Source organism: Mycobacterium senriense (assembly GCF_019668465.1).
Taxonomy (GTDB): Bacteria; Actinomycetota; Actinomycetes; order Mycobacteriales; family Mycobacteriaceae; genus Mycobacterium; species Mycobacterium senriense.
This window is the reverse complement of the sequence record NZ_AP024828.1, coordinates 3,921,930-3,948,086: the sequence shown is the minus strand read 5'-3', so window position 1 is coordinate 3,948,086 and position 26,157 is coordinate 3,921,930. Positions and strand designations below refer to the sequence as shown.

The window sequence follows — 26,157 nt, the reverse complement described above, 5'->3', positions numbered from 1 at the left end:
GTCGCAGCACCGATACAGTAATTGTCCGGCACGTAAGAAGGTGAGGCCTTCGATGACCGACATGATGGCGCGGTTCGCGGAGATCGTCGGCGAGCACAACCTGCTTACGGGCGACGCCATTTCCGAGGACTACTCGCACGACGAGGTGCTGACCAAGCCGCCGCAGAAGCCGGCATACCTGGCCAGGCCCGCGACCGCCGACGAAGTCGCGCAACTCCTCAAGACCGCGACGGACAACGACGTGCCGGTGACGGCCCGCGGCTCGGGCACCGGGCTGTCGGGCGCAGCGATCCCCCGCGCCGACGGGTTACTGATCTCGTTCGAGCGGATGAACGCCGTGCTGGAGGTCGACGTCACCAACCAGGTCGCGGTCGTGCAACCCGGGGTGACGCTCACCGAACTGGACGACGCGACCGCCGGCACCGGGCTGCGGTACATGGTGCACCCGGGCGAGCTGTCGTCCAGCATCGGCGGCAACGTCGGCACCAACGCCGGCGGAATGCGCGCGGTCAAATACGGTATCGCCCGTCACAACGTGCTCGGGCTGCAGGCCGCGCTGCCCACCGGCGAGCTCATCCGCACCGGCGGCAAGATCGCCAAGGTCTCCACCGGCTACGACCTGACCCAGCTCATCGTCGGCTCCGAAGGCACCCTTGCCCTGGCCACCGAGGTGACCGTCAAGCTGCATCCGCGGCTGGACCACAGCGCCAGCGTGCTCGCCCCGTTCGCCGACTTCGATCAGGTCATGGAGGCGGTGCCCAAGATCCTCGCCAGCGGCCTGGCGCCCTACATCCTGGAATACGTCGACAACGTGACGATGGCCGCGCTGGTCCACACCCAGAATCTGGAGCTGGGCGTGCCGGACAACATCCGCGACAGCTGTCAGGCGTATCTGGTTGTGGCGCTTGAGAACCGGACCGCGGACCGGCTGGACGAGGATGTCGAGAAGACCGGCGAACTGCTCGCCGAATTGGGTGCCGTGGACGCCTATGTGCTCGAGGGCGGCTCGGCACGCAAGCTCATCGAGGCGCGCGAGAAGGCGTTCTGGACGCTCAAGGCGCTCAACGCCGACGACCTCATCGACACGGTCGTGCCGCGCGGCGCGATGCCGAAGTTCCTGTCCGGCGCTCGCGGCCTGGCGGCGGCGGCCGGCGCCGCGGCGGCGGGCTGCGGGCACGCGGGCGACGGCAACGTGCACCTGGCGATCTTCTGCCCGGACGCGGCGATCCGGAAGCAGCTGTTGACCGACATCTTCGCGCTGGCAATGGAATTGGGCGGCGCGATCTCCGGCGAGCACGGCCTGGGCCGTACCAAGGCCCCGTACTTCGTCGAACTCGAGGATCCGGTCAAGGTCGACCTGATGCGCCGCATCAAGACGAGCTTCGACCCCGCGGGCATCCTCAACCCCGACGTCGCATTCGCCTCGGGCGAGACGTAAAGCTCAGCTACGCAACGGCTCTCGGCCGATAGCCGGCGTGACTGAGGCGTCCACGTCGGCTTCTTCATAGTCGGTGAGCCAGCGTTCGGCGTCGATGGCGGCCGAGCAGCCGCTGCCCGCGGCGGTGACGGCCTGGCGGTAGGTGCGATCCACCAGGTCCCCGGCGGCGAACACCCCATCAATCGAGGTGCTGGTGGTGCGGCCTTGGACCAGCACATAACCCTCAAGATCGGTCTGCAGCACGTCGCGCACCAACTCCGACCGCGGGTCATGCCCGATCGCCACGAACACCCCGGTCACCGCCAACGTGGACACCTCACCGGTGCCGGTATCACGCAGCCGCACCCCGGTCACGGTCTGCTCACCCTCGACCGCCTCCACCGCCTTGTTCGTCAAGATCGTGATCTTGTCGTTCGCGCGGGCGCGGTCCAGCATGATCCGCGACGCGCGGAACTCGTCGCGGCGGTGCACCAACGTCACACTGCGGGCAAAACGGGTCAAAAACGTGGCCTCCTCCATCGCCGAGTCCCCACCCCCGATCACCGCAATGTCCTGGTCCTTGAAAAAGAACCCATCACAGGTCGCACACGAGCTCACGCCGCGGCCCAACAACTCCTGCTCACCGGGCACCCCCAAATAACGCGCCGCTGCGCCCATCGCCAAGATCACCGACCGCGCCCGCACCGTCTCACCCTCGGCGGTGGTCACCGACTTCACCGGACCCTGCAGCGAGACCGATTCGACGTCTTCCATCCGCAGATCCGCCCCGAACCGCAACGCCTGCTCACGCATCTGATCCATCAACTCCGGACCCGTGATGCCGTCGCGAAACCCCGGGAAATTCTCCACCTCGGTCGTCGTCATCAACGCCCCACCAAACGACGTCCCCTCAAACACCACCGGCGCCAACTGCGCCCGCGCCGCATACAACGCCGCGGTATACCCCGCAGGACCCGAACCAATAACGATCACATCGTGGACGTCGGAGGTGCTCATAAGCGGCCACACTACTGCGAATCCGATAAGTGCCGGCCCAATCCCTCTGGCCGCCAAAGGCAAAGACGTGAAGCAGCGCACACAACGCGGGGTTGTGCCTTCACAACACATGGCCTCTACTGACGCCGCCGTAGGTGGTGCACCATGGAAATCGCGACCCGTAGGTCCAACGACGAACTTGCGGGTGCCTACAGACCCAATCATCGCGATGCCGCGGCTCGACAGCCGCCCTGCGGCCGCACCACGGCCGATCTGAGGCCCACTCGGGCCGCCACGAGGAATCGAGAACGCACATGACCACCGCACGTCCCGTCAAGACCCGCAACGACGGTCAGTGGGCGCTGGGCGATCGCGAGCCGCTCAACCATGCCGAGCAGTTCAAGAGCGACGACGCGCCGCTCAACGTGCGCGACCGCATCATCAACATCTATTCCAAGCAGGGCTTCGACAGCATCGCCAAGGACGACCTGCGCGGGCGGTTCCGCTGGATGGGCCTCTACACCCAGCGTGAGCAGGGCTACGACGGCAGCTGGACCGGCGACGAGAACACCGACAAGATCGAAGCCAAGTACTTCATGATGCGGGTCCGCTCCGACGGCAAGGCGATGACCGCGCACACCATGCGCACGCTGGGACAGATTTCGACCGAATTCGCCCGCGACACCGCCGACATCAGCGACCGGGAGAACCTGCAACTGCACTGGGTCCGGATCGAGGACGTCCCCGAGATTTGGCGCCGACTCGAATCCGTGGGCCTGCAGACCACCGAGGCCTGCGGTGACTGCCCCCGCGGCATCCACGGCTCGCCGCTGGCCGGCGACTCGCTCGACGAAATCCTCGACCCGTCGCCCGCGATCGACGAGATCGTCCGGCGCTCGATGAACAACCCCGAGTACGCCAATCTGCCCCGCAAGTACAAGACCGCGGTCTCCGGCCTGCAGGACGTCTCGCACGAGACGCACGACATCGCGTTCGTCGGCGTCAACCACCCCGAACGCGGGCCCGGCCTGGACCTGTGGGTGGGCGGCGGCCTGTCCACCAACCCGATGCTGGCCCAGCGGCTGGGCGTGTGGGTCCCGCTGGACGAGGTGCCCGACGTCTGGGAGGGCGTCACGCAGCTGTTCCGCGACTACGGCTACCGCCGGCTGCGGGCCAAGGCCCGGCTGAAATTCCTGGTCAAGGACTGGGGCGTGGAGAAATTCCGCGAGGTGTTGGAAACCGAGTACCTGAACCGCCGGCTGATCGATGGACCGGCGCCCGCGCCGGTCAAGCACACCATCGACCACGTTGGCGTGCAGCGGATCAAGAACGGGCTCAACGCCGTGGGCGTCGCGCCGATCGTCGGACGCGTGTCGGGCACCACCCTGTCGGCCGTTGCCGATCTGATGGAGAAGGCCGGTTCGGACCGGGCGCGGTGGACCCCGTTCCAAAAGCTGGTCATTTTGGACGTCGCCGACGACAAGGTCGAGGACCTGGTCGCGGGCCTGGAAGCGCTGGGTTTGCCGTCGCGGCCGTCGTCATGGCGCAAGAACACCATGGCGTGCACCGGAATTGAGTACTGCAAGCTGTCGTTCGCCGAAACCCGGGTTCGGGCACAGACTTTGGTGCCCGAGCTGGAACAGCGCCTGGCCGACGTGGACTCCAAGCTCAACCTGCCGATCAGCGTGCACCTCAACGGATGCCCGAACTCGTGCGCCCGAATTCAGGTGGCCGACATCGGGTTCAAGGGTCAGTGGATCGACGACGGCGACGGCAACTCGGTCGAGGGTTTCCAGGTGCACCTCGGCGGCGGCGTGGGCGAACAGAGCGGCTTCGGCCGAAAACTGCGCCAGCACAAAGTCACCAGCGCCGAACTGGGCGACTACATCGACCGGGTCACGCGCAAGTACATCGACGGCCGGCAGGATGGCGAGACGTTCGCCGCCTGGGCGCTGCGCGCCGACGAGGAAGAGCTGCGCTGAGGCCGCGATGAACACACTCGTACTCACCGCGCACGGCAGCCGCGACCCACGGTCGGGCGCCAACGCCGAGGCGTTGGCCGACCGGCTGGCGCTGACGCGGCCCGACCTCGACGTGCGGCTGGCGTTCCTCGAGCTCAACACCCCGAACTTCGTCGATGTGCTGTCCGGGTTGCCGGACGCCCGCCGCGCGGTGGTCGCTCCGTTGCTGCTGGCCAGCGCCTATCACGCGCGCCTGGACATCCCCAAGCAGATCGCCGACGCCGGCGCCCACGGCATCCGGCAGGCCGACGTACTCGGTGAGGACGAGCGGCTGGTGTCGGTGTTGCGCGAACGCCTCGTCGAGGTCGGGGTCTCCCCACTCGACGACGACCTCGGCGTCATGGTGGTGGCGATCGGTTCGTCGAACATCGCCGCCAACGCGCGCACCGCGAAGGTGGCGGCCCGGGTGGCCGCCGGCACCCAATGGGTCGGGGCCACAACGGCGTTCGCCACCCGGCCGGAGGCATCGGTGGCCCGGGCCGCCGATCAGTTGCGCGGCCGCGGCGCGCGTCGGCTCGTGATCGCGCCGTGGTTCCTGGCGCCGGGCTTCATCACCGATGGGGTGTCAAAGTTCGCCCGCGACAACGGCATTACGATGGCGGCCCCGCTGGGGGCGCACCGGCTGGTTGCCGAGACCGTGCTCGATCGCTACGACGACGCGCTGGCCGAGGACGCCGCGGCCTAGCTTTTCGATGCCGTTGTGCGGCTGGTGACGTGGCTGACCAGGTCGCGGATCGCCCCCGGCGGCGGGGTCTTGCCGCCGACCCAGATCGCCCGAAACTTGCGGCGCAGGTCCAACTTCGGGATGTCGACGGCGTGCAGCCGGCCATCCGCCAGGTCGTCGGCGACGGCCAGCCTGCTCATGGTTGCCGGCCCCGCGCCGGCGAGCACGGCGGCGCGCATCGCCGCCGCGGAGGTCAATTCCAGCACGGGCGTGGCCTGTTGCATGTCCTCGCCGAGCACCTTGCGCAACGCCACCGTCAGTGAATCGCGGATGCCCGAATGGAGTTCGCGGGCCACCAGCGGCGTCTGCGCGAGTTCGCGCGCGGTCACCACCCGCCCCCGTCGCGCCCACTTGTGGTCGGGCGCAACCACGATCACCAGCTCGTCCTCCCCCACCACACAGCTACCTAAACCCTTTGGTGTACCAGGGTTTTCGACGAATCCCAGGTCGGCGCTGCCATCGCGGACCGCGGCGATGGCATGGTCGCTGTTGGTGGCGGTCAGAATCACCTGAGGCGCGTTATCGCCGCGCCGCGCCGCCTCGGCCTGCAGGGACAGCAGCCAGTGCGGCATGAGTTGTTCGGAGATCGTCTGGCTGGCCGCCACCCTAATGCGTTCGCGGCCTTCCTTTCGCAGCGAACCGAGGCCCGCGTCGATCTCGCCGGCGACCTCGAGCAGGCGGGTCGCCCAATCCGCGACGATCAGGCCCGCGGGCGTCAATTGCGAGCCGCGCGTCGTCCGGACGGCCAGGGTGACGCCGATCTGGGCCTCCATCGTGGCAAGCCGCCGGGATATCGCCTGCTGGGTCAGGCCGAGCTCGCGTGCCGCCCGGCCGAGGCTGCCGGTCTCGGCGATCGCCAAAAACGCCTCGAACGACGCGAGTTCGGGCAACCGGGGGCTCAGGGGCATGGGCGGCAGCTCACAATCAAATCGTGTGACACAACTATAGCTTGTGGCACCACAACGCCAAGCCTCTACTCACGCCCCGCCCGAGCCGGAACGATGTGACGCATGGCCTACGTGATCGCTGAGCCCTGTGTCGACATCAAAGACAAGGCGTGCATCGAGGAATGTCCCGTCGACTGCATCTACGAGGGTGCCCGGATGCTCTACATCCACCCCGACGAGTGCGTCGACTGCGGTGCCTGCGAGCCGGTGTGCCCGGTTGAGTCCATCTACTACGAAGACGATCTGCCCGCCGAGCACACCCAATACCTGCAGATCAACGCCGATTTCTTCACCGAGCTCGGCTCGCCCGGCGGCGCGGCGAAGGTCGGGCTGACCGAGAACGACCCCGCGCCGGTCAAGGAACTGGAGAGCCGGGCAGAGGCGTCGTAGCCTTCCCGCTAGTCCCATCCGGAGAGCCCGAACGTATCGCTGGGCCGTCGTCCCGAAAGCTTCTGAACCACCCACTGGTTCATCGAGACCTGTTGTTCGGCGGCTTCGACGGCCAGGCGGCTGTGCAGTTCCGGGGATGTCCTGATCACGATCGTGCCGCTGTAGCTGCGGTCCGCCATCGGGGTCGGCAGCGTTTCGCCGGTGTTCCGCATGATTTCGATGTGCCGGTCAACGGCCGCCTCGACCGCCTCGACGGCCTCTTGCGCGGTCGGCGCTTCGTAGCGCATGAACGGCAATTCCAGACAGGCGCCGACGTATTGACCGTGGTACGGCGACCACGCGACGCGATAGGTGTAGTGGTTCACGCCGGGTTGGTAGCACGGGTGCTAGCGGATTCGCGAGTCACTCATCCCCACCGGGAGAGGTGCGCCGGTACGGAGCCCCCGTCGGTGCGCCGGTACGGAGCCCCCGTCGGCGACCCGCACCACCTCTCCAGACCAATGTGGGCGTCCCAAATCCGCTAGCGCATGCGCTAGCGGATCCGAGAGTCGTCTGCCCGTTTCGTAAGGTGAGGCAATGCGGACAGCTCAAACCATCCACGTCATCCGGCAAATAGGCTCAGCCGCGGTCACAGCCCTCACCGCGGCGTCCACCCTCAACGCCTACCGGCCTTTGGCGCGCGGCGGATTCCCCTCGCTGTACTCGTGGATGTTCGGGCTCGTCGTCACCGAATTGCCGCTGCAAACGCTGCTGACCCAGCTCGGTGGACTGGCGCTGACCGGCCGTCGCCTGACCCGGCCCGTGCGAATAATCGCGTGGGTGGTCGCCGGCCTCTCGGCGCTCGGCCTGCTCAACCTCAGCCGCGCGGGCCATCGAGCCAATGTCCCGCTGGCCGAGGCGTTGGACAGCGGACTGGGAGGAGATCGGCTCACCGAGTCGGCCAACCTGTGGCGCCGCCCGGCCGGCGGCGGCACCGCCAAGACGCCTGGCCTACTAAGGATGCTGCGCATCTACCGCGACTACGCCCACGACTCCGACATCAGTTACGGCGAATACGGCCGCGCCAACCACCTGGACATCTGGCGACGCCCCGACCTCGACCCGGCCGGCAAGGCGCCGGTGCTCTTCCAGATCCCCGGCGGCGCCTGGACGACGGGAAACAAACGCGGACAAGCCCATCCGTTGATGAGCCACCTCGCCGAGCTCGGCTGGATCTGCGTGGCGATCAACTACCGGCACAGCCCGCGCAACACCTGGCCCGACCACATCGTCGACGTCAAGCGGGCGCTGGCCTGGGTCAAGGAGCACATCGCCGAATACGGCGGCGACCCAGACTTCGTCGTCATCACCGGAGGCTCGGCCGGCGGCCACCTCACAGCGCTGGCCGCGCTGACACAGAATGATCCGCAGTTTCAGCCGGGATTCGAAGACGCCGACACCAGCGTGCAGGCGGCGGTGCCGTTCTACGGCATCTACGACTTCACCCGACTCGACAAGACCCTGCATCCGATGATGCCGGGGCTGCTGATCAAGTCGATCATCAAGCAAAAGCCCTCGACGCACCTGCAGACCTTCGAGGCCGCGTCACCGGTCAACCATGTCCGCCCTGACGCGCCCCCGTTCTTCGTCCTGCACGGCACCAACGACTCGCTGGCCTACGTCGAGCAAGCCCGCACGTTCGTCGAGCAACTCCGGCAAGCCAGCACAAAGCCGGTCGTCTACGCCGAATTGCCGCTCACCCAACACGCTTTCGACATCTTCGGCTCGGTCCGCGCCGCGCACACCGCGGTGGCCGTCGAGCAATTCCTCGCCGAGATCTATGCGGCGCACCTGCGGGCCGATGTCGTTGCGGCCGAGGTGTCGCAAAGCTAGGCCTATTGCACCGTGACGGTCAGCGTGTAGGTGCACGCCGGTTTGGCGTCCTTGCCCACGAAGCTGGTGTACGCCGTGCCGATCGTGGTGCTCCCCGGCCTCAGCGCGGTGAACGTCCACTCTTCGACGCCCGGTGCGCCCAACGCGTCGGAGGTCGGCTGGATGAACCGGTGACCGAGCTGCTTGACGATCGACGAATCGCCGATCTTGGTGTCAGGGTTCCACCGGTAGGGAGTGGTGTAGTTCGAGCCCAACTGCACGACCAGGGCGTTGCCAACGGCGAGGGTGACGTTCTGGGTGATCTCGCTCTGCGTCAGCACATCGGTCATGGGGACCTGAAGCGTTTTGGTCGACGGCGGGTTCCTGGACGCGAAGTGGCAGCCCACCACCGTCGACAACATCAGCACGGCGACTGTCACCAGCAGCCTGACCTTCACCAGATCCCCCTTCGATTCCGCAACGGAGCCTAATAGGTCTCGATCCAGATCGAAGATAGGCACCGAGCGCCCTCGCCGCCTCCTCTCGCCCGAACGCAGGGCCTACTCGATTGGGGTGTTCGGGGTAGCGCGGCCGGCCCGGCCGGGGTCTGCGGCATGCTGCTCGAGGCTCCAGCTGGCGAGAATCTTCAGCGCCTGCTCGGACGGCGAATTGGGTTCCGCGGTGTAACCGACCAGGGACAGACCCGGCGCGGCGGTGACGGCTAAAACGTTGTAGGTCAACGTCGATTCGCCGAATTCCGCATGGCGAAACAGTTTCACGCCGTGCCGATGCGCGGTGACGTTGTGGGCGGCCCAGCGGCTGCGAAAGTCGTCACTGCGGGTCGCCAGCTCGCCGACTATTTGAGTGATCGCGGGCGAATGGGGAGAACGGGCGGCCTCGGCCTGCAACAAGGCGACGACCTCGTCGGCCGACCCTTCCCACTCCGGAAACACCTGCTCGGCATAGGTGTCGAAGAAGATGAATCGAGCGAAGTTCGGCACACCGGTCGCCCGGTCGAACATGGGGGCATACAACGCTCGGCCAAGCCGATTCGCTGCGACGATGTCCAGGCTTCCGTTCATCACGATCGCGGGCGAGGCGGCCATGCCGTCAATCAGAGCCTGGATCCCGTCGGGAATCGTCTTGCCGGCTTCCCGCTTCGGGCGACCGACCGTCCGGGTGCCGATCGCCGCGCGCACCAGGTCGAAGAAGTGGGTCGTCTCATCGTCGGTGAGTCGCAGCGCACGCGCCACGGCGTGCAGCACGTCATCGGACACGCCCGCAACGCTGCCGCGCTCGATCTGCGTGTAGTACTCCGTGCTGACGCCGGCCAGTTGCGCGACTTCCTCGCGCCGCAACCCGGGCACTCGACGTCGCCGGCCGGACGGCAACCCGATCTGGTCGGGGGTGATCCTCGCCCGCCGGGTCATCAAGAACTCCTTGATGTCCTTGGCGATGTCCATCTTCGCCACAGTAGGCAAACACCGGACGTGGCAGGCAGGGGCTGCCGGTACCCCCGATAACCGGCGACTCCCTGTCGGCCCGCCGCGTACGTAGCGTCGCAGGAAAGGAGGTCACTGACATGCCCAACGAAAATCAGGCACAAGCAGCATTCGACAATTTCGTCCAGTTGTGGACCACCGGTACGACAGCGGGTCGCCGCGCCCCGGTTCTGCGACGGCCCGACGAGGTCGGCCTCGACTACGAGGACGTCTTCTTTCCGTCGATGGACGGAGTGCCGCTGGAGGGCTGGTTCATCCCGGCCGACTCGGACCGGCTGATCATCCACAACCACTTCCTGCCGGGAAACCGGTACGGCTACCCAGGTCACCTCCCCGAGTTCGGCGGCCTGGGCGGATTCGAGGTCAACTTCCTGCCCGAATACAAGGCATTGCACGACGCGGGATACAACGTGCTCGCCTACGACATCCGCAACCACGGGATGAGCGGACAGGGCAACGGCGGCATCGCCGGCATCGGCCTGACCGAGTACCGCGACGTCATCGGCTCGCTGCGCTACGCGGCGGCCCGTCCGGACACCAAGACCATGAAGAAGGCGTTGCTGTCCGTCTGCCTGGGGGCCGACTCGACCGCCGTCGCCTGGTCCAAGCACCCGCAGGAGTTCTCCGAAATTCAGGCCATGGTGATGCTGCAGCCGGTCTCCGGACGCTACATCGTGGAGGAATTCGTCAAGGGCATCGGCATGGAGGACGGCTACCAGAAGTTCGGTAAGGCGGTGCACGAGCGCACCGGCTTCCATCTGTCCGAGCAGTCACCGCTCGAGCACGTGAAGGCCGTCACCGTGCCCACGCTGGTGGCCCAGGTGCACGACGACACGATGACGCGACCCCAAGACGTGCAGGACATCTACGACGCGATCCCCGTCGACGAGAAGCGCCTGTACTGGATCGAGGGCACGGACCGCCGCTTCGACGGCTACAACTTCTTCGGTGCGCACCCGGAAGTTCCGATCGAGTGGTTCGACAAACACATCACCTAACGAAGCGATAGCGCGGCAGCCACGCCCCAAGCCGCGCAAACCCGGTAGGTCCGGCAGGATGGGCGAGTGTTTGGCCTCGTTCTCATCGTCGCGCTGGTCTCCACCGTCATCGTGGGGACGGTCATCGGCCGGCGCTACCGGGTGGGTCCCCCGGTGCTGCTCATGCTGCTCGGCGCACTGTTGGGTCTCATCCCCCACTTCGGTCACGTGCGGATCAACGGCGAGCTCGTGCTGCTGCTGTTTCTCCCGGCGATCCTCTACTGGGAAAGCCTGAACACCAGCTTCCGGGAGATCCGGGCGAACCTGCGCGTCATCATCTTCCTCGGCGTCGCCCTGGTGATCTTCACCGCGGTGGCGGTGTCGTGGACCGCGCGGGCACTGGGCATGGAACCCCACGCGGCGGCCGTCCTCGGTGCCGTGCTGTCCCCCACCGACGCCGCCGCGGTAGCCGGCCTCGCGAAAAAGCTGCCGCGCCGGTCGCTCACCGTGCTGAAAGCCGAGAGCCTCATCAACGACGGCACAGCGCTGGTGCTGTTCGCCGTCACCGTCCACGTCGCAGTCGGCGGGGCCGCGATTACGCCGCCCGACTTGGTCGGCCGGTTCATCGGCTCCTACCTAGGCGGTATCGCCTCAGGGCTGCTGGTCGGCGGAGCGGTGACACTGCTGCGCAAACGCATAGACGCGCCGCAAGAGGAAGGGGCTTTGAGCCTGCTGACACCGTTCGCGGCCTTCCTGCTGGCCCAGTCGATGGAATGCAGTGGGGTGGTCGCGGTGCTGGTGTCGGCGCTGGTCCTTGCCTACGCCGGGCCGGTGGTGATCCGGGCCCGTTCCCGCCTGCAGGCCTATGCGTTCTGGGACATCGCGACGTTCCTGCTCAACGGCTCGCTGTGGGTGTTCGTCGGGGTGCAGATCCCGGCTGCGCTACGCGGCATCGCCAACGTCGACGGCGGGGTTCGGCACGCCGCCTACGTCGCCCTGGCCGTGACCGGTGCGGTGATCGTGTCGCGGATTTTCTGGGGTGAAATCACTGTCGTGCTGATCCGGCTCATCGACCGCCGCGAGGTGCAGCAGACCCGTCGGATCGGATGGCGTCAGCGCTTCGTCACCGCCTGGGCGGGATTCCGCGGCGCCGTCTCGCTGGCCGCGGCGCTCGCCGTCCCAATGACCACGCTCAGCGGCGCGCCGTTCCCGGACCGCAGCCTGCTGATCTTCATCGTGGTCGTGGTCATCCTGGTGACGGTCCTGGTCCAGGGCAGCACCCTGCCCGCCGTGGTCCGGTGGGCGAAAATGCCAGAGGACGCCACCCATGCCGAGGAGCTGCAATTGGCCCGGTGTCGGGGGACCCAGGCCGCCTTGGCCGCCCTGCCGACGGTCGCCGACGAAGTCGGTATCAGCGACGACCTGAGGCGCCGGCTGCAAAAGGAATACGAGGAGAAGGCCGCCCTGGTCCTGGCCACCGAAAACGGCTCTCCAGACAATCGCATCCTGAAGGGCCGCGAGAAGGTCCGGCGGGTGCGCCTGGGCGTGCTCGAACACAAGCGCCGCGAGATCACCGCGCTGCGCAACCAGAACCTGATCGACGACATCGTGTTGCGCGAATTGCAGAACGAGATGGATCTCGAGGAAGTGCAACTTCTCGCCGCCGCAGTCGACGACGGCGACGAGGAGGAGTAAGGCCCGTCGGCGGCCGACCGTACAGTCGGCCCCATGCTGCACACCGTCGCGATCCGCGGGTATCGCTCGCTGCGCGAGGTGATACTGCCCCTGGGTCGTCTGTCGGTGATCACCGGCGCCAACGGCGCCGGCAAATCCTCGCTGTATCGCGCGCTGCGCCTGCTGGCCGACTGCGGCCGCGGCGAGGTGATCGGGTCGCTGGCCCGCGAGGGCGGGTTGCAATCGGTGCTGTGGGCCGGTCCCGAGCAGCCGGCCGGCGCTCGACGCACCGGAAAGACCGAGGGCACCGTGCGCACCCGTCCGGTATCGCTCGAATTAGGTTTCGCCGCAGACGATTTCGGCTACCTGGTGGATCTGGGCATCCCGCAGTCGGCCGGGAAGTCGGTGTTCGCCCGGGACCCGGAGATCAAACGGGAAGTGCTGTTCGCCGGGCCCGTGCTGCGGCCGAGCTCGATGCTGGTGCGTCGGTCGCGTGTGTTCGCCGAGGCCAGCGCGGACTCCGGCAGCGGTTTCGATGAGTTGTCCCGCGCTTTGCCGTCGTATCACAGCGTGCTCGCCGAATATGCCCACCCGCACGCGCTGCCCGAGCTCGCGGCCGTGCGAGAACGGTTGCGCGGCTGGCGGTTCTACGACGGATTCCGCGTCGACGCCGGCGCCCCGGCGCGGCACCCGCAGGTGGGCACCCGCACCCCGGTGCTGTCCGACGACGGCAGCGACCTGGCGGCCGCGATCCAGACGATTCTCGAGTCGGGATTCGACGACCTCAACCGGGCCGTCGCCGAGGCATTCGACGGCGCCACCGTCTCGGTCGCCATCCACGATGGCCTGTTCGACCTCCAGCTGCGGCAGCGCGGCATGCTGCGCGCGTTGCGCGCCGCCGAGTTATCCGATGGCACACTGCGTTTCCTGCTCTGGGCCGCCGCACTGCTGAGCCCGCAACCGCCGTCGCTGATGGTGCTCAACGAACCGGAAACCTCACTGCATCCCGACCTGGTGGGCCCGCTGGCATCGCTGATCCGCACCACCGCCGCTCAGACGCAGGTCGTGGTGGTCACCCACTCCCGCTCGCTGCTGGAATATCTGGACACGACGCCGGTGGCGGACATGCAGGACGCCGCCGACGGCCAGGCCATCGAGATCGAGCTCTACAAGGACTGGGGCGAAACACGGGTCAGCGGCCAGACGTTGACGACGACACCCCGGTGGGATTGGGGCACCCGGTAGCCGCCTCTCGTCTGCGTCGAGTGTGCATCCTGGGCGGCCCCCACCCGGCGTGTCATCGCCGTGGCTGCACACTCAACGCCCTCAACGCACACTCCACGCCAAACTTGCCCGCAAGGCAATATTGCCCACTAGGCAAGTTTCGCGTATGTTGGTCGCTGTGACCGGACTCCGCGAGCGCAAGAAGGCCGACACGCGGCGTGCGCTCAGCGACGCCGCGTTGCGGCTGGCTTTCGAGCGCGGCCTGGAAAACGTGACGCGCGAAGACGTCGCGAACATGGCGGGCGTCTCACTGCGCACCTTCAACAACTACTTCAGCGGCAAATACGAGGCGCTCGCCTACCGGCAGGCCGAACGTGTGCGGCGCAGCGTCGCCGTGCTGCGGCAGCGCCCCGCCGACGAACCGCTGTGGACGGCGCTCACCCATGCCGTGCTCGAGCCGCTGGAGGCCGACTTCGGCGACGTGTACGGCGACGAGAACCGCGCACCCAGCCGCCAAGAGCTTGTCGAGGTCCGCAAACTCGTCATGCACCCGCAGGTACGAAACTCGGTGCCACACAACCTATTCGACGAATTGCTCCACGTGATCGCCGAACGTACCGGGACCGACCCCGACCGCGACCTCTACCCACGATTGGTGATGTCCGTCGTGCGCGCTGTCGGCGATGCCGCGGCCGACGCCTACGTGCGGGCCGACCCGCCGGTGGCCATCACCGCATTGATCCGCCAAGGCTTCGCCGCCGTCAGCGCGGGTCTACCCGAGCCTCCCAGAAAGAAGGCACACCATGACTGACGAACAGGCCGGCGTCGTCATCGCCGGCGCCGGGCCCAACGGGCTGCTGCTCGCCTGCGAGCTCGCGCTGGCCGGTGTCCGGCCCGTCGTGCTGGACGCCCTGCCCGGTCCCAGCTCCGAGCCGAAGGCCAACGGCCTTGTCGGACAAGTCGTTCGAATGCTCGACATGCGCGACTTGTACCGGGAGTTCACCGGAGACCTCAATCCCCCGCAACCAATCTACGGGTGGATCTTCGCGGCCATGACGCTGAACTTGCTCGGCGTGCCCGATAACCCGATGTACGCGCTGCCCATCCAACAGCCCCGGGTGGTGCGCCTGTTAGAGAAGCGCGCGCGGGACCTCGGAGTGGACGTGCGCTGGGGGCACGAATTTACCGGCATGCGGCAGGAAGCGAATTCCGTTGAGCTGACGGTGTCCTCGCCGGAGCGTGAGTATCGCATCGACGCCGGGTATCTGGTGGGCGCCGACGGCGGGCGCAGCCTGGTCCGCAAGACCGTGGGCATCGATTTCCCCGGGTACACATCGCAGACGGTCGGGCGGCTGGCCCATGTGCACATCCCCGACGGACTCCGCCTCGCCGACGGCGGCATCGACGTCCCCGGATTCGGCCGGATTGCCTTCGGCCACACGCGATTGGATCGCGGTGGGCTGATTTATGCGGAGTTCGAACCCGGCCGCTCGCTGTTCGGCACCGTCGAATTCGGGCCGCCAGTGGAGGACAAGCCCATGAGCCTAGCCGAACTACGCGAGAGCGCGCATCGCGTCCTCGGCGTGGATCTGCCGTTCGAGGAACCGAAAGGCCCGGGGCCGCACGCCCTGCGCCGGATCAACGGGCAGAACACGCGCCACGCGGAGCACTACCGCGCCGGACGAGTTCTGCTGCTCGGCGACGCCGCCCATGTGCACAGCGCCATGGGCGGGCCGGGCCTGAACCTTGGCCTGCAGGACGCGATGAACCTGGGCTGGAAGCTCGCGGCCCACTTCAACGGCTGGGCGCCCCCGGGATTGCTCGATACGTATGAGTCCGAACGACATCCTGTGGGCGCGCGCGTCATGATGCACTCGATGTCGCAAACCGCCCTCATGGCGCCGGGGCCCGAAGTCGCTGCGTTACGAACACTCATGGGCGAACTGTTCGCCATTCCCGACGTCGCCCGGCACATGGCGAAACTGCTGGCCGGTGCGGACGTGCGATATGACGTGGGCGACGGCAATCCGCTGTCGGGTCAACTGGTACCCGATTTGACGTTCGACGACGGCCGACGGGTCGCCGAACTGCTGCACGAGGCCCGTCCGATTCTGCTCGACCTCGGCGGAGGTGTCGAGGACGCGGCGCGTGGCTGGGCCCATTGTGTCGACACCGTCAGCGCGGGCATGGCCGACCGGCCCGCCGCGGCGCTGCTGATCCGGCCGGACGGCTATGTCGCCTGGGCGGCCGACGAATTCGGGCCGGCCGAAGAAACGGCCCTGCGCGCGGCGCTGCAGCGCTGGTTCGGGCCGCCGACGAGCGCATAGCGGCGCCCGGAAGCGAAGTTCACACAGAGTTCAGGCACGCGTCGGTTCAGCATTGATGCTTGCACACGCGGACCGCGTGTCCTCACGTTATGCGCGTTGTACAGGTCGCCAATTTCTACGGCCCTCGCTCCGGCGGCCTTCGCACCGCGATCGACCGGCTGGGTGCGGAATATTGCGCTAGCGGGCACGAGGTCTTCTTGATCGTCCCCGGACAGCGTGCCGAACGCGCCCAGCTGTACACCGGCGTGATCCGAATTACCCTGCCCGCCCGACTGATTCCCCTCACCGGCGGTTACCGCGCGGTGATGCCGGGCCCGGTCAAGGCGCTCCTGGCAGCGCTGCGGCCCGACGCGCTGGAGGTGTCGGACCGCCTCACCCTGCGGTCGCTGGGCCGGTGGGGCCGTGACTACGGTGCCACGACGGTGATGATCTCCCACGAGCGCCTGGATCGCCTTGTCGGACAAGTTCTTCCGCGCCGGGCCGCGCAGAAGTTCGCCGACGTCGCCAACGCGCGCACCGCCGCGAACTACGACACCGTCGTCTGCACCACCGGTTTCGCTCGCGAGGAATTCGACCGGATCGGCGCGACAAACACCGTCACGGTCCCGCTCGGCGTGGACCTTCAGACGTTCCACCCGCGCCACCACTCCCAGCTGGTGCGCGAGCAATGGGCCGCGCCGACGCAGATGCTGCTGGTCCACTGCGGGCGGCTGTCGGTGGAAAAGCGCGTCGACCGCAGCATCGACGCACTGGGCGCGCTGTGCCACGCCGGGGTCGACGCGCGGCTGGTGGTCCTGGGCGAGGGCCCGTTGCGGTCCAGGCTGGAGCGACAGGCCGCGCGGCTACCGATCGACTTCACCGGCTTCGTCTCCGATCGCAACGCCGTGGCCCAGCTTCTGGCGTCGGCCGATGTGACGCTGGCGCCGGGGCCGCACGAGACATTCGGGCTGGCCGCACTCGAGTCGCTGGCGTGCGGAACGCCGGCCGTCGTCTCGCGCACATCGGCGCTGACCGAGATCATCACCCCGGACAGTGGCGCGTGCGCCGACAACGATCCGGCCGCCATTGCAAGAGCGGTCAGCGTGATCGCCAGCCGCCCCGAGCGGCAACGCCGCATTTCGGCGCGGCGTCGCGCCGAGGACTTCACCTGGCACCGCGCCGCGACCGGCATGCTCGCGTCGTTGGGGGCGCCGGTCTTCGACGGCCCGGGCGACGATTCCGAGCAGACTGCATAAGGGCATTAGCGCCAAGCAACGTCAGTAGTTTCGCGGCAGCGCCGCGACCATCGCCTCGACCTGTGCGCGTTTCAGGGTGGTGACGCTCCCGTCCGGAAGACCGAGGACGCGGTCGACGGCAATGCCGTGCAGCCGGAATCGTGTTGTCAGACAATCGATCGCTCGTTCCCGAGCTGCTCGGTCATCGGCTCGCAACACATCGAGAATCCTCGAATTCGTCCGCGCGGCAAGGCCATAGATCATGTCAGCGACGCCCTCGGGGTCGAAGGTATCGAAGACACCTTCGGTGACCCCATCCGCGATCAGTCGCGTCAGCAGTGGCAAGAACAGTGCTTCCTCCACCGCCAGTATTCGTCCGTACAGATGCGCATTGTCCGGACGCAACAACGCGGCCATCGCGGCCAGCTGCTCGGGTCCGCCGGTGTTCATGTGCACGTCAAAGCCGGTTTGCAACACGGCATTCAGCCGCGCCAGTGCTTCCCCCCCGCACGCGGCGACAGCCCCTTCGATACCGACGAACGCAGTCTGCGCGCTGCGCTTGGCCAACTCCGCTATCAGCGCGTCCTTTGACGGAAACCAGTGGTAGAACGCGCCTTTGGAGACCCCGGCGTCGGCGATCAGATCGTTCAGACTGACGTTGTCATAGCCACGCCGCAGAAATAATTCCGCCGCGCGATCCAGCAGCTCTGCCCGGCGGATATCGGGGTGCTTAACTACTCGCGGCACCAGGGCGGTCCTCGATGGCGCCCGCCGCAGCGTCAGACCTGCGGGGTTCAGGTTTCCAGCCCACGTACGTCAGGTACAACCCGGCCGAACCCAAGAAGATGAACATCACCCATATGGCCGCGGAGGCACCCGAGCTGTAGATGGCGTTGCCGGCCGCGTCGTAGGCCCGCGGGACGGTCAACAGCAGCACCCCGCGGATGAGGAAGAACCAGCCCACGGCGGACACGATGATCGCGGCGAGGCCACGCCAGTACTGGTGAAAAGCGATGATGACCAGCCCGCCCATCAAAAGGATGGCGCCATAGAGCCAGGGCCACATTGGATTTGCCTTGAACTCGGTAAACAATTCCCGCATGTAAGAGCCGCGTATCGCAACCGTGATGGGCACGATGGTGAGATACGGGCCCATCACGCGGGCGAACATTCGCGTCCGCGTCTGCGACTGCTCTGAAGTGCTCATTGCACCACCTCCATCCGCCGCCGATCCTAACCGACCAGTGGTCGGTATACCAGACCGTCGGTCGGTTGGGTCCTGGAACGCGGTCTTACCGACGGTGCTGGCTAGGCTCGCTGGAGACCGATAAGGAGGATCCGTGGGAGCACGCAATCAGGTCCTGATCACCGCCACCGAGTTGGCGGACATCATCTCCGCTGGTGATCCGGTGACCATCCTGGACGTGCGGTGGAGAATCGACGCTCCCGACGGACGGCCGGCCTACCTGGACGGACACATTCCGGGTGCCGTCTACGTCTCGCTCGACGACGACCTCAGCGACCACACGGTCTCCGGCAAGGGCCGTCATCCGCTGCCATCGGGACGCAACCTGGAGACCGCCGCGCGTCGCTGGGGAATCCGGCAGGACGCGTTGGTGGTGGTATACGACGACTGGAACCGCGCCGGCTCCGCGCGCGCGTGGTGGGTGCTCACCACCGCGGGACTGGACAACGTACGCATCTTGGACGGCGGCCTGGCCGCCTGGCGCTCGGCCGGGCAACGTCTCGAGACCGGAGCGGTCGATCCTGTGCCCGGGAATGTGACTGTGCCACACCATGATCTGTACGCGGGAAGCCGCCGCACTCTGACGGCCGAGCGCGTCGCCGAGGACACCGTGACGCTGCTCGATGCGCGCGCACCGGAACGCTACCGTGGCGACGTCGAACCTCTCGACCCCGTCGCCGGCCACATCCCCGGCGCGAAGAATCTGCCCAGCACCTCGGTCCTGGCGCCCGACGGCACCTTCCTCGACGACGACTCACTGGCACAACTGTTGTCCGATCGCGCAATCGAGCGACACGACGCGCTGGGCGCCTACTGCGGCTCGGGCGTCACCGCCACGGTCACGATCGCCGCGCTCGCCGCGACGGGCCGGGAGGCGGCGTTGTATCCGGGCTCGTGGTCGGAGTGGAGCTCGGATCCCGACCACCCGGTGGAGCGCGGCGACGCGTAGCCGCCTTTCGTCAAGCGGCCAACAGACCATACGGATGCGGGCGTGAATCTTTGTTAGTCTGTGGTCGATAGCGCCTAGGGTTCCGACTTCATGTGCCTGGTCCGAGCGGCGCCACCGCGTCCCCGGACGGGGCGCGGTCATCTGAACGGACAAAAGCCTGGAGGACCCCGGCTGGTGCGCCTCGCGCCGGCCAAAAGGTCCTTTCATGCTGGCTCTTTTCGTCCTCTTCGTCATCGCGCTGGCCGCCGGTGCGCTCGGCGGGCTGGTAGGTACCGGATCGTCCCTGGTGCTGTTGCCCGCGCTGGTCATGATGTACGGGCCCCGAATTGCGGTGCCCGTCATGGGCATTGCGGCGGTTATGGCCAATGTCGCCCGTGTTGCCGCCTGGTGGCGGCAGATTCGCTGGCGCCCGGTGCTCGCCTACGCGCTGCCCGGAACACCCGCCGCCGTGCTCGGTGCCACCACCCTGCTGAGCATCCCGCAAGCTGTGGTCGACGGGCTGCTCGGCTTGTTTTTTCTCGGGATGATTCCGGTGCGCCGGCTCGCGCACGCCCGGCAGTGGCGGATACGGCTCTGGCACCTCGCCATCGCGGGCGTCGGCGTCGGCTTCCTCACGGGCATGGTGCTGTCGACGGGGCCGCTGAGCGTTCCGATCTTTACCGGCTACGGGCTCACCGGTGGCGCCTTCCTCGGGTCCGAGGCCGCCAGCGCCCTGGTGCTCTACATCGGCAAAATCAGCACCTTCGGTCAGCTGGGTGCGCTGAACCTCGCCGTCGTGGCCCGCGGGCTGGTGATCGGCGCCGCCTTGATGATCGGCCCCTTCGTCACGCGTTGGATCGTGCGCCGCGCCCACCCGCGGCACTACGCGATTCTGATCGACCTGGTGCTCGTCGTCGCCGCAGCCGGCATGTTCATCGCGACGGCCACTTCCTGAATCATGTTGGCGCTAGAATCTGCCCGGCATGAATCCGCCTGGGAACACGACATTATGACCGGCCGCCTCGACGGCAAGGTCGCGATCATCACTGGGGCCAGTACCGGCCTGGGACCGGTGCTGGGCTCGCTGTTCGTCCGCGAAGGCGCCAAGGTGTTGCTCGCCGCCCGACGTGAAGAGCTGGTGCACGCGGCCGCCGAGGCGGCCGGTCCCGGCGCCGTCGCCATGCGCGCCGACGTGACCGACGAGAACGACGTCGCGGCCATGGTGGCGCGGGCCGTCGTCGAGTTCGGCCATGTCGACATCCTGTGCAACAACGCCGCCGCGCCCGGACAGGACCGCTGGATCTGGGAGCAGACGCTGGACAACTGGAACGCCACCATCGCCATCGACGTCACCGCCGCGATGCTGTGCACCCGTGAAGTGCTCAACCAGTCGATGCTGCAGCGCCGCCGCGGCGTCATCCTGAACTTCTCCTCCACCGTCAGCTACACGGGGATGGTCCGCAAAACCCACTACGTCACCGCGAAGGCGTCACTGCGGGCGTTCACCAAGGCCGTTGCGCTCGAGGTCGGCCCGCATGGCATCCGGTGCAATTGCATCGTGCCCGGGGCCATCGACACCGACCTCTGGCGCAAATGGGTGCAACGCACTGCGGACGAACAGGGCGTCGACGTCGAAACGGTTCGCAAGAGGCAACTCAAAGGCGTTGCTTTGCAAGATATCTCCTCGACCGAGGACATCGCCAACCTGGCGCTGTTCCTCGCCGGCGATGAAAGCCGCACCATCACCGGCCAATCGATTCCCGTCGATGCCGGAGGGTACCTGCAGGGATGAGCTGCCGCTTCGACCTTCATCCCGGATTCGACGTCGTCCTGCCCGCTCCCGCATTTTTGGAGCCGATCGGCCGGCCGGAGCGAACCCGCGACCTGTTGGGCGAGACGACGGCTCACGGCGCGACCATCGTCAGCGCCGCCCTCCGCCACACCTCGCTGCAGCATTACCTGGAGAATCTGCAGGCACTGGCCGAGCTCCATCCCCCCGCCGGCGGTCCCGCGTGATCCGGGTCAAGGCAGGCATATTCAGCCTCACCGCCGCGCCGCCCGCCGACGACGACAGCAGTTACCTGCGCTGGCACCTGCTGGATCACATGCCCGAGCAATACCAGCTGCCGGGCATCGTGCACGGGCTGCGCTGGATCGCCGACGGCGATTACCCCGACCACCGCCTGGCCGCCAATGGTCCCCTGGGAGAAATCGGCAACGCGGTGCACTACCTGGTCGGCGATCCCGTCGAGCAGACCTTCGACGACTTCGTCACGCTGGGCCGCGCGTTGCGCGACAACGGTCGCTTCCCGGTCGTGCGGCCGTCGCTGCAAGTGGCCGGCCTGCGCCTCCTACAGTGGCAATCCTCGCCGCACGCCCTGGTTTCGCCCGAGGTGGTGCCGTTTCGGCCGCACCGCGGCATCGTGCTGATCGTCGAAGAACCCGCCGGCGGCCGGCCCGACGACTGGCTGCAATGGTTGCATGCCGAGCACTACCCGGCCCTGCTCGCGACGCCGGGCACCGCCGGCGCGTGGACGTTTGGTTCCAGCGCCGGTTGGAGCCACCTGCCGCGCGGCTGGCGAACCGATCACCAGTACGTCACCGTCGTCTACCTCGACGAGGATCCACTGACCGCCATCGGCGCACTGACCCCGATCATCGAAGAGCGTTGGCGTTCAAGCGCGGTGCGGCCGATATTCGCCGGCCCGCTGCGCAGCATGATCAGTTGGGAAGCCTGGCAGTAACCGCGCACACCGCCTAGGAAGCGCAGCAGGTGCGCTCCGATTGGTCGGCAGGTCCGAACGTCTCTGAATCGGCTTTGACCGCGTAGATCTCCCAACGTTCACCGCCCGGACCGCTCACCCACACTTTGTCCTGGGTGGCGAAGCAACACGTCGTGTCGATCTCGTCGTCGGTCAGCAAGCCCGCCCCGGCGAGCCGTTGGCTTTCGTCGTGCACGGTGTCGGTGGAGGCAACCTCGACGCCGAGGTGATTGAGGGTGCCCCCGTGGCCTGGGTTCTCCAGCAACACCAGTTTCAGCGACGGCTCGGCGACGGCAAAGTTGGCGTAGCCGGGTTTGACCTTGGCCGGCTCGACGCCGAACAGCTTGCTGTAGAACCCGATTGCCTCGTCGAGATTGTCGACGTTGAGGGCGAGTTGGACACGCGACATGGTTATCTTCCTTTCCCAGTGGGTATCTCGATCGTCATCGTGGTTCCGAGCAGTTCCTCGATGAGTGCACGGACATGCTCGGCGATGTCCTCGCGAATTGCCCGTACCGTCTCGACCGGCTGGCCGGCCGGATCCCGAAGGCGCCAATCTCGGTACGCGACGCCCGGGTAATACGGGCAGGAATCGCCGCAGCCCATCGTGATAACGATGGCACTGCTCTGAACCGCGGCGACGGTCAGAATTTTCGGAACGTCGGTGATATCAATCCCCCATTCGGCCATCACCGCCGTCGCAGTCGGATTGATCTGGTCGGCGGGCTCCGTTCCGGCGGAGCGGACTTCGATGCGGTCGCCGGCCAAATGACTCAACAGCGCGGCGGCCATCTGCGAGCGACCGGCATTGTGCACGCAGACGAAGAGAACGCTGGGTCTCTCGGCTCCGGCGCCACCAAAGAGGCGCGGCCGCAGGGCCAGCGAGACATAGACCAGCGCGACCAGGACCGGGACTTCGATCAGCGGTCCGACCACACCGGCCAGGGCCTGCCCGGACGCGGCGCCGTAGGTGGCGATCGCCACCGCGATCGCGAGTTCAAAGTTGTTGCCGGCGGCGGTGAATGCCAGGGTGGTGGTGCGGGCGTAGCCGAGGCGCAGAAGGACTCCCAGCCCGTATCCCCCGGCCCACATGATCGCGAAATACACCAGCAGTGGCAGCGCGATTCGCGCGACGTCCCACGGCCGCGAGGCGATCTGGTGACCTTGCAGCGCGAAGAGGATGACGATGGTGAACAGCAATCCGTATAGCGCCCAGGGCCCGATCCGGGGTAGGAAACGACTCTCGTACCAGCCGCGGCCTCTGGTGCGCTCACCGAGGCGCCGCGACAGGTATCCGGCCAGCAGCGGGATGCCCAGGAAGATGAGCACGGATTTCGCGATCTGCCAGGCGGATACGTTGATGCCGGTCGTGGCCAACCCCAGCCACCCGGGCAGCACCGACAGATAGAACCAGCCCAGGGCGGCGAACATGACGACCTGGAAGATCGAATTCAGCGCGACCAGAACCGCGGCGGCTTCGCGGTCCCCGCACGCGAGGTCGTTCCAGATGATGACCATGGCGATGCAGCGCGCCAAACCCACGATGATCAGCCCGGTGCGGTATTCCGGCAGATCCGGCAGCATCAGCCAGGCCAGAGCGAACATCACGGCGGGTCCGAGCAGCCAGTTCAGCACGACGGACGCCACCATGAGCTTGCGGTCACCGGTGACGCTGTCGAGCCGGTCGTAGCGCACCTTTGCGAGCACCGGGTACATCATCACCAGCAGGCCGATCGCGATGGGCAACGAGATGCCGTCGACCTCAACGGCGCCGACCGTCCGCCCCAGGCCGGGGACCAACCGGCCGAGCAGCAGGCCCCCGACCATGGCGATCGCGATCCACCCCGGCAGGAACCGATCCAACGTCGAAAGCCGGGCGCCCACCGCCGTGTCGATCGAGTTCATGACCCGCATTCCTCGGCCACGCGTGCGTCGACGCTCAACACCGACGAAAGTTGTTGCAATGCAGCGGGAATCACCCAGTAGTAGACCCACGTGCCGCGTCGTTCACAATCCAACAGCCCGGCCGACCGCAGCGTCTTGAGGTGATGGGAGATCGTCGGCTGTGACACGTCGAACGTCTGGGAGATCTCGCAGACGCAGGCCTGGCCGCCGGGATGGCTGGCAACCAGACTCAACAGTCGCAGCCGCACCGGGTCGCTGAGCGCCTTGAACATCGCGGCCAGTTCAGCGGCCTGCGGCTCGGCCAACGCGGCCGCACCCAATGCCGGGCAACACTCCGTCAATACCTGCTTCGACATCCATCTATATAAACATGTATCAAATCAACGCGCCAGCGGTGGAGTTTTGCCCCGTGCTCCGACCTAAGTCAGGCAGGGGCAACGAACGAGACCTATAGTCCTCGTGACGGCCTAGCCCGAGGGGGTGCCATGACCAATCCCGGCAATCGCCGCGGCCAGCGGTGGGTCGTTCGCGCAGCCGCCGCGCTCGGCGTGGCGGTACTGGCTGCCGGCCCGCCGGCCTGTTCCAGCAAGGGGGATCACCCCACCGCCGCTCGTAGTTCGGGCCCGCCTTTGGCAAGCACCACCGTCATGATCGATGGGAACAAGCACACGATGATCGCCGCGGTGGACTGCACCCGCTCGGCGGCGCAGCCGAGCGCCTCTCCCCCGGAATCGGGCGACCTCACCACCCGGATCAGCGTGCACGACGATTCCGCATCGGTGTCGCTGGCCGTCTCCGATGAGCAGCCGCCCAACATCGACGGCTTCGCCATCTCGCTCAAGCTGGACAGCGGCCTGTACCAATTGCCTTATCAGGGAACCAAATCACCGACCCAGGTGCAAGCGACCAAGGACGGCACGAGCTACACGGTCACCGGGACCGGCCAGGCCACCACGCCCAGCCAAAGTGGCTCGCGGGATGTGACTTTCGGAGTCCACGTGACGTGCCCGTAAGCGCATATTGTCTGCCGCGCCCACCTCTGCGATGCTGACAGCTTGGACATCTTTGCGCAGTGGCAAGACGGCGGCACCGAGCTTCGTTGGCGCTCGACTACCGCCGCCAACGACGGCCGAGAGGTCGCGGTGTTCAGCCGCCGATGCGGCACTCCCGGTGCGCCCGCCTTGGTGTTGGTGCACGGCTTTCCGACCAGCAGCATCGACTATTTCGGGTTGGCGGGTGAACTGAGCGCGGAGTTCGACATTTACCTGCTCGACTTTCCCGGCTACGGACTCTCCGACAAACCACCCGAGCCCTACGTGTACTCGCTCTACGACGACGCACGCCTTCTCGTCCACGCGATCACTCAGGTGTGGGGGCTCACCCAGTACCGCATGCTCACCCACGACCGCGGCAGCAGCGTGGGCATGATCGCGGTGGGCATGCTGGCCGCGCAAGACCCGCCGACCGCACCGGTCGACCTGATTTTGACCAACGCCAACATCTATCTTCCGCTTTCCAACCTCACCGCTTTTCAGAGCGCGCTGCTCGACCCCGCGACGGCGCGGGCCACCGCGGCGGCCACGACACCGGAGATGCTCGCGGCCGGCATGGGCGCGAGCACGTTCATGCCCCGGCGCACGCTGGAGGATCCGGAGATCGCCGCGCTGGCCAAATGCTTCGCCCACAACGACGGAATTCGCGTGCTACCGGACACCATCCAATACCTGCACGAGCGAGCGGCCGACGAAACCGGTTGGCTGGAAGCGCTTTCCACGAGCGACGTCAACACGACGGCGGTGTGGGGAGTCCACGACAACGTGGCACCGTTGCGCGTTCCCAATCACGTCTGGCAGACGTATCTGAAGCACAAGCCGGGCCGCAACCGCTACTGGGTGGTGCCCTGCGCCGACCACTATCTGCAGTGCGACGCCCCCGGGCAATTAGCGCAGATCGTCCGCCTCACCGCCCGGGGTGACGATATTCCGTTGCAGACGTTGGGAAATCAGCCCGACGGCGCGGTCTTGGTGGACCAGAGCGACACCTAGCCTCGAT

The 26,157-nt window shown here is 67.0% G+C and carries 28 protein-coding genes; 18 read left to right on the top strand and 10 right to left on the bottom strand.

Going from position 1 to position 26,157, the window contains the following annotated elements; translation table 11 throughout:
• Positions 1–52 precede the first annotated feature (52 nt).
• On the top strand, positions 53–1,438 hold the full coding sequence (locus MTY59_RS18690) for an FAD-binding oxidoreductase (protein WP_221042465.1): 1,386 nt from the start codon (positions 53–55) through the stop codon (positions 1,436–1,438).
• A 3-nt stretch (positions 1,439–1,441) separates the two neighbouring features.
• On the opposite strand, the gene trxB is transcribed toward MTY59_RS18690, so the two are convergent.
• Positions 1,442–2,434, bottom strand: a complete 993-nt coding sequence (gene trxB / locus MTY59_RS18685) for a thioredoxin-disulfide reductase (protein WP_221042464.1) — start codon at positions 2,432–2,434, stop codon at positions 1,442–1,444.
• A 293-nt stretch (positions 2,435–2,727) separates the two neighbouring features.
• Between trxB and MTY59_RS18680 the strand changes: the two genes are divergently transcribed.
• Both MTY59_RS18680 and MTY59_RS18675 read left to right on the top strand, forming a co-directional pair.
• Positions 2,728–4,395, top strand: a complete 1,668-nt coding sequence (locus MTY59_RS18680; RefSeq protein WP_221042463.1) for a nitrite/sulfite reductase — start codon at positions 2,728–2,730, stop codon at positions 4,393–4,395.
• Positions 4,396–4,402: 7 nt separating this feature from the next.
• The gene (locus MTY59_RS18675; RefSeq protein ID WP_221042462.1) at positions 4,403–5,119 is read left to right on the top strand and encodes a sirohydrochlorin chelatase; all 717 of its coding nucleotides are present in this window, start codon (positions 4,403–4,405) and stop codon (positions 5,117–5,119) included.
• Here the strand turns inward: MTY59_RS18675 and MTY59_RS18670 are convergent.
• A complete protein-coding gene (locus tag MTY59_RS18670; protein ID WP_221042461.1) occupies positions 5,116–6,066 on the bottom strand; it encodes a LysR family transcriptional regulator in 951 nt (316 codons plus the stop codon). The two genes, MTY59_RS18675 and MTY59_RS18670, sit on opposite strands and share 4 nt — an antisense overlap.
• A 102-nt stretch (positions 6,067–6,168) precedes the next feature.
• Here MTY59_RS18670 and fdxA point away from each other — a divergent pair, with 102 nt between their 5' ends.
• Positions 6,169–6,495, top strand: a complete 327-nt coding sequence (gene fdxA, locus MTY59_RS18665) for a ferredoxin (RefSeq protein WP_065030936.1) — start codon at positions 6,169–6,171, stop codon at positions 6,493–6,495.
• A gap of 8 nt (positions 6,496–6,503) precedes the next feature.
• Here the strand turns inward: fdxA and MTY59_RS18660 are convergent, their stop codons facing one another.
• Positions 6,504–6,860 (bottom strand): type II toxin-antitoxin system HicB family antitoxin, encoded by a 357-nt coding sequence (locus MTY59_RS18660; RefSeq protein ID WP_221042460.1) that lies wholly within the window; start codon positions 6,858–6,860, stop codon positions 6,504–6,506.
• Positions 6,861–7,071: 211 nt separating this feature from the next.
• Between MTY59_RS18660 and MTY59_RS18655 the strand changes: the two genes are divergently transcribed.
• Positions 7,072–8,367, top strand: a complete 1,296-nt coding sequence (locus MTY59_RS18655; protein WP_221042459.1) for an alpha/beta hydrolase — start codon at positions 7,072–7,074, stop codon at positions 8,365–8,367.
• 2 nt (positions 8,368–8,369) lie between these two features.
• Here MTY59_RS18655 and MTY59_RS18650 read toward each other — a convergent pair whose 3' ends face one another.
• Together MTY59_RS18650 and MTY59_RS18645 are read right to left on the bottom strand one after the other, a co-directional pair.
• Positions 8,370–8,804, bottom strand: a complete 435-nt coding sequence (locus tag MTY59_RS18650; protein ID WP_221042458.1) for a protease inhibitor I42 family protein — start codon at positions 8,802–8,804, stop codon at positions 8,370–8,372.
• Between the two features lie 102 nt (positions 8,805–8,906).
• Entirely contained in the window at positions 8,907–9,809 is a 903-nt protein-coding gene (locus tag MTY59_RS18645; RefSeq protein WP_221042457.1) for a helix-turn-helix domain-containing protein, read from the bottom strand.
• Between the two features lie 119 nt (positions 9,810–9,928).
• Here MTY59_RS18645 and MTY59_RS18640 point away from each other — a divergent pair, with 119 nt between their 5' ends.
• From MTY59_RS18640 to MTY59_RS18615, 6 genes are all read left to right on the top strand, one after another.
• The gene (locus MTY59_RS18640; RefSeq protein ID WP_221042456.1) at positions 9,929–10,846 is read left to right on the top strand and encodes an alpha/beta hydrolase family protein; all 918 of its coding nucleotides are present in this window, start codon (positions 9,929–9,931) and stop codon (positions 10,844–10,846) included.
• Positions 10,847–10,912: 66 nt separating this feature from the next.
• Positions 10,913–12,520 (top strand): Na+/H+ antiporter, encoded by a 1,608-nt coding sequence (locus MTY59_RS18635; RefSeq protein WP_221042455.1) that lies wholly within the window; start codon positions 10,913–10,915, stop codon positions 12,518–12,520.
• 33 nt (positions 12,521–12,553) lie between these two features.
• Positions 12,554–13,744 (top strand): AAA family ATPase, encoded by a 1,191-nt coding sequence (locus tag MTY59_RS18630; protein WP_221042454.1) that lies wholly within the window; start codon positions 12,554–12,556, stop codon positions 13,742–13,744.
• Positions 13,745–13,901: 157 nt separating this feature from the next.
• Positions 13,902–14,534, top strand: a complete 633-nt coding sequence (locus MTY59_RS18625; RefSeq protein WP_221042453.1) for a TetR/AcrR family transcriptional regulator — start codon at positions 13,902–13,904, stop codon at positions 14,532–14,534.
• On the top strand, positions 14,527–16,050 hold the full coding sequence (locus MTY59_RS18620) for an FAD-dependent monooxygenase (RefSeq protein ID WP_221042452.1): 1,524 nt from the start codon (positions 14,527–14,529) through the stop codon (positions 16,048–16,050). The genes MTY59_RS18625 and MTY59_RS18620 overlap by 8 nt, the downstream gene beginning before the upstream one ends.
• 89 nt (positions 16,051–16,139) lie before the next feature.
• Positions 16,140–17,285, top strand: a complete 1,146-nt coding sequence (locus MTY59_RS18615; RefSeq protein WP_221042451.1) for a glycosyltransferase — start codon at positions 16,140–16,142, stop codon at positions 17,283–17,285.
• A 21-nt stretch (positions 17,286–17,306) separates the two neighbouring features.
• Here the strand turns inward: MTY59_RS18615 and MTY59_RS18610 are convergent, their stop codons facing one another.
• Positions 17,307–18,011, bottom strand: coding sequence for a TetR/AcrR family transcriptional regulator (locus tag MTY59_RS18610; RefSeq protein ID WP_221042450.1), 705 nt, complete (start codon positions 18,009–18,011; stop codon positions 17,307–17,309).
• Positions 17,995–18,471: a hypothetical protein gene (locus tag MTY59_RS18605; RefSeq protein ID WP_221042449.1), complete on the bottom strand. Its 477-nt coding sequence runs from the start codon at positions 18,469–18,471 to the stop codon at positions 17,995–17,997. The genes MTY59_RS18610 and MTY59_RS18605 overlap by 17 nt, the downstream gene beginning before the upstream one ends.
• 133 nt (positions 18,472–18,604) lie before the next feature.
• On the opposite strand from MTY59_RS18605, the gene MTY59_RS18600 reads away from it, so the two are divergent.
• From MTY59_RS18600 to MTY59_RS18580, 5 genes are all read left to right on the top strand, one after another.
• Complete coding sequence (locus tag MTY59_RS18600; protein ID WP_221042448.1) at positions 18,605–19,459, top strand: sulfurtransferase; 855 nt, start codon at positions 18,605–18,607, stop codon at positions 19,457–19,459.
• 205 nt (positions 19,460–19,664) lie between these two features.
• Positions 19,665–20,393 carry a sulfite exporter TauE/SafE family protein gene (locus tag MTY59_RS18595; protein ID WP_221042447.1) on the top strand — a complete coding sequence of 243 codons (729 nt, stop codon included), beginning with the start codon at positions 19,665–19,667 and terminating at the stop codon, positions 20,391–20,393.
• A 54-nt stretch (positions 20,394–20,447) separates the two neighbouring features.
• The gene (locus tag MTY59_RS18590; protein WP_221042446.1) at positions 20,448–21,230 is read left to right on the top strand and encodes an SDR family NAD(P)-dependent oxidoreductase; all 783 of its coding nucleotides are present in this window, start codon (positions 20,448–20,450) and stop codon (positions 21,228–21,230) included.
• On the top strand, positions 21,227–21,454 hold the full coding sequence (locus MTY59_RS18585; protein WP_250160600.1) for a hypothetical protein: 228 nt from the start codon (positions 21,227–21,229) through the stop codon (positions 21,452–21,454). Before MTY59_RS18590 ends, MTY59_RS18585 begins: the two co-directional genes overlap by 4 nt.
• A complete protein-coding gene (locus MTY59_RS18580; RefSeq protein ID WP_221046519.1) occupies positions 21,454–22,182 on the top strand; it encodes a hypothetical protein in 729 nt (242 codons plus the stop codon). Before MTY59_RS18585 ends, MTY59_RS18580 begins: the two co-directional genes overlap by 1 nt.
• 13 nt (positions 22,183–22,195) lie before the next feature.
• Here MTY59_RS18580 and MTY59_RS18575 read toward each other — a convergent pair whose 3' ends face one another.
• The 3 genes from MTY59_RS18575 to MTY59_RS18565 are packed head-to-tail and all read right to left on the bottom strand — an operon-like array spanning position 22,196 to position 24,461.
• Positions 22,196–22,609, bottom strand: coding sequence for an ArsI/CadI family heavy metal resistance metalloenzyme (locus tag MTY59_RS18575; protein ID WP_221042445.1), 414 nt, complete (start codon positions 22,607–22,609; stop codon positions 22,196–22,198).
• 2 nt (positions 22,610–22,611) lie between these two features.
• Positions 22,612–24,114: an ACR3 family arsenite efflux transporter gene (arsB, locus tag MTY59_RS18570; protein ID WP_221042444.1), complete on the bottom strand. Its 1,503-nt coding sequence runs from the start codon at positions 24,112–24,114 to the stop codon at positions 22,612–22,614.
• On the bottom strand, positions 24,102–24,461 hold the full coding sequence (locus MTY59_RS18565) for an ArsR/SmtB family transcription factor (protein ID WP_221042443.1): 360 nt from the start codon (positions 24,459–24,461) through the stop codon (positions 24,102–24,104). The genes arsB and MTY59_RS18565 overlap by 13 nt, the downstream gene beginning before the upstream one ends.
• A 129-nt stretch (positions 24,462–24,590) precedes the next feature.
• On the opposite strand from MTY59_RS18565, the gene MTY59_RS18560 reads away from it, so the two are divergent.
• Together MTY59_RS18560 and MTY59_RS18555 are read left to right on the top strand one after the other, a co-directional pair.
• Positions 24,591–25,118: a lipoprotein LpqH gene (locus MTY59_RS18560; protein WP_221042442.1), complete on the top strand. Its 528-nt coding sequence runs from the start codon at positions 24,591–24,593 to the stop codon at positions 25,116–25,118.
• 42 nt (positions 25,119–25,160) lie between these two features.
• On the top strand, positions 25,161–26,150 hold the full coding sequence (locus tag MTY59_RS18555) for an alpha/beta fold hydrolase (protein WP_221042441.1): 990 nt from the start codon (positions 25,161–25,163) through the stop codon (positions 26,148–26,150).
• The last annotated feature ends 7 nt before the right edge of the window (positions 26,151–26,157 follow it).